This window comes from Nitrosophilus sp., assembly GCF_982775275.1.
The window spans coordinates 1-3407 of sequence record NZ_CEXZHP010000025.1; the positions used below are offsets into that span (position 1 = coordinate 1).

Annotated in this window: 4 protein-coding genes; 2 read left to right on the top strand and 2 right to left on the bottom strand. The window is 33.9% G+C overall.

The window, feature by feature from the left end:
• The coding region (gene tpx / locus AC30RD_RS02410; protein WP_489492584.1) for a thiol peroxidase at positions 1 to 507 on the top strand (507 nt) is incomplete at its 5' end.
• A 54-nt stretch (positions 508 to 561) separates the two neighbouring features.
• On the opposite strand, the gene AC30RD_RS02415 is transcribed toward tpx, so the two are convergent.
• Positions 562 to 1335: a UDP-N-acetylmuramate dehydrogenase gene (locus AC30RD_RS02415; protein WP_489492585.1), complete on the bottom strand. Its 774-nt coding sequence runs from the start codon at positions 1333 to 1335 to the stop codon at positions 562 to 564.
• 8 nt (positions 1336 to 1343) lie between these two features.
• Positions 1344 to 2207 carry a menaquinone biosynthesis family protein gene (locus AC30RD_RS02420; protein WP_489492586.1) on the bottom strand — a complete coding sequence of 288 codons (864 nt, stop codon included), beginning with the start codon at positions 2205 to 2207 and terminating at the stop codon, positions 1344 to 1346.
• Between the two features lie 154 nt (positions 2208 to 2361).
• On the opposite strand from AC30RD_RS02420, the gene recA reads away from it, so the two are divergent.
• Positions 2362 to 3396, top strand: coding sequence for a recombinase RecA (recA, locus tag AC30RD_RS02425; RefSeq protein ID WP_489492588.1), 1035 nt, complete (start codon positions 2362 to 2364; stop codon positions 3394 to 3396).
• The last annotated feature ends 11 nt before the right edge of the window (positions 3397 to 3407 follow it).

Consider the following 3407-nt stretch of genomic DNA (forward strand, 5'->3'; position numbering starts at 1 on the left):
GTTACATTAAAAGGTAATCCAGTTAAGTTAGAAGGTAACGAGGTAAACGTTGGAGATAAAGCTCCGGAGGCGACTGTTGTAACAACTGATCTACAAGAGAAAAAAGTAGGCGGAGCTCAAGGAAAAGTTCAAATGATAGTTGTTGTTCCCTCTTTAGATACTCCAGTTTGTGCGACTGAGACAAGAAAATTTAACGAAGAGGCGGCAAAAATCGAGGGAGTTGATGTTACTGTTGTTTCTATGGACCTTCCTTTTGCAAGCAAGAGATTTTGTTCAACTGAAGGTGTTGAAAATTTGACTGTAGCAAGTGATTATAGAAACAGAGATTTTGGCCAAAAGTATGGGGTTGTTATAGCTGAAGGACCACTAAAAGGAATCTTAGCAAGAGCAATTTTTATAATTGACAAAGATGGAGCTGTAGTTTATAAACAGCTTGTTCCAGAAATCACTGAAGAGCCAAATTACGAAGAGGCTTTAGAAGCTGCTAAAAAAGCGGCTCAAGCTTAATATTTTGGGGCTTTGCCCCACTGCTACATAGGGGGATAGGATACATTTTGTATCCTATAATATGACTATTTCTTCTTCAAGAACTATTTTATATTTTTCATAAACTCTTTTTTTGGCCTCTTTTATTAAATAAATAGCATCTTCAAATGTTCCATCTCCAAGATTTATTAAAAAATTTGCATGTAAATCACTAAAAGCGATATCTCCAACTCTTTTACCTTTCAATCCAACATCTTCTATTAACTTTCCGGCAAAGTTTTTTGGTGGATTTTTAAAAACACTTCCTGCACTTGGATATTTTGGCTGATTTTTTCTAAGGTTTATTAGACTATTTAAAAGCTCAAAATCAAATCCAAACCTAATATCAAATCCCGCCTCATATATTATATTTTTAATATCGGTTTTTCTATATTCGAGTTTTAAATCTTTTGCATAAATTTTGCCTTTATAAACTCTTATCCATTTCAAAATATTTTTTATCTCATACTCTTTAACTCCGGCATTCATTTTCACTGCACCCCCTATGGTTCCAGGGAGTTTGCTTAAAAATTCAAATCCGCCGATATTATATTTTTTGCAAAAAGATACCACTTTTCCTGTAGGAGTTGCGGCTCCAATGATTAGTTCGTTATTTTTTATCTTTATATAATCAAACTTTTTAGATAACATAGCTAAAGGTGGAGGTTTTTTTGAAACTAAAAGATTGTTTGCCCCTCCTATAATAAAATATTTTTCATTATCCTTATCGATCTTTTCAATTATTTTTACCTTTAGGATAGGTCCTATTTTTATAGAAGAGTATTTTTTAAAATCTATCAATTTTTCCAATTTCGCCCTTAAGAAAATCTAATATTTTTATATTCTGAGGGGATAAGATAATCTTTAGCTTTTATAGGAAATTTATAAAAACCGTATCTATATCCAATCTCAAAAAGTCTATCTAAAGCTTTATACTGAGTATCATTCATTATTACAGACTCTTGGTTTGCATACATATCAAGATATTTTTTTAGTTTTTTATCCTCTATTCTAACAAGATTTCTCTCAAGAAGCATTTTTGATAAAATCTCTTTATGCAGATTTGCGATTTTGACTGCATCTATTAGCAAATTTTCTGCTTCAATAGCTTTTAATATAGGTATAGATCTTCTAATTGCCATACCTCCAAGAGGCAGAGGAAGCTCCTCTTTTGCCAAATCCAACCAAATATCCCATAACTCTTTTTCAACCTCAAGAGATTCATCAAAATCCAAAATAGACTCATGGATCAATACTCCAGCATCTACTTTTTCCTCTATTACGGCTTTTTCAATATCCAAAAAATTCATATAGATAGCTCTTGCTTTGGGATAAGCTATCTTAAAAAGCATAGCGTTTGTGGTATATTGTCCGCTAAGAGCTACTTTAAAATTTTTTTTGAGTTTTCTACCTCTTTTTTTTATAAGTTTTGGTCCATATCCGTATCCAAAACTAACAGCGGTTTTTAAAAGGGCATAATCGTTATATATATATGGATATAACGCAAAACTAATAGCGCTAATGTCATAATAGCTCTCTATGGCTTTTTCGTTTAAAGTCTCAATATCTAAAGCAATATTTTTAAATTTTATATTTTTAGAACTTATCCATCCAAATTTTATGGCATAAAACATAAAAATATCGTCCGCATCCGGAGAGTGGGCAACTGTGTATATTGACATTGATGTCCTTTTGGACATTGGACATTGGACATTGGACATTGGATTTAAATTTCTAATGTCTAATGTCTAATTACCAATGTCTAATTAATTTTTTATGGATATTTTACTTAAAAAAAGATAAAATATAAGTAATTTTAAATAGAGAGGTTTATATATGGACGCAAATAAGCAAAAAGCACTTGAATTAGCCATAAAACAGATCGATAAAGCCTTTGGTAAGGGGGCTTTGGTAAAACTTGGAGAAAAAGAGATAGAACCAATCGCATCAATTAGCACTGGTTCTTTGGGGCTTGATTTGGCACTGGGAATAGGAGGGGTGCCAAAAGGTAGAATCATAGAGATATATGGACCTGAGAGTTCCGGTAAAACAACACTTGCCCTTCAAATAATCGCAGAAGCCCAAAAAGATGGGGGAATTTGCGCATTTATCGATGCAGAGCACGCTTTGGACGTATTATATGCTAAAAATCTTGGAGTTGATGTAGAAAACTTACTTGTTAGTCAACCAGATTTTGGTGAGCAGGCTTTAGATATCGTAGAGACCATAGCAAGAAGCGGGGCGGTTGACGTGATAGTTATAGACTCTGTTGCCGCTTTAACACCTAAAGCTGAGATTGAAGGTGAAATGGGAGATAGTCATATGGGTCTTCAAGCAAGGCTCATGAGCCAAGCGCTAAGAAAATTAACTGGCGTGCTTCATAAAATGAACACCACAGTTATTTTTATAAATCAAATACGTATGAAAATAGGTGCTATGGGTTATGGCACTCCTGAGACCACAACAGGTGGAAACGCATTAAAATTTTATGCTTCGGTTAGAATTGATGTTAGAAGGATAGCCACTTTAAAACAGGGTGAAAACCAGATAGGAAACAGAGTAAGGGCTAAAGTTGTTAAAAATAAGGTTGCTCCTCCTTTTAGACAGGCTGAGTTTGATATTATGTTTGGCGAAGGTATAAGTAAAGAGGGCGAGATTGTTGATTATGGCGTGAAACTTGATATTATTGACAAAAGCGGAAGCTGGTTTAGTTACAAGGATGTAAAGCTTGGCCAAGGTAGAGAAAATGTAAAAGCTTATCTAAAAGAGCATCCAGAACTTGCCACAGAAATTGAAAACGAGATAAAAAAAGCTATGGGGATAAACGATAGCGTTATGATGGTTCCGCAAGAAGAGATGAAAGAGGAGTGAAATTAGTTAAA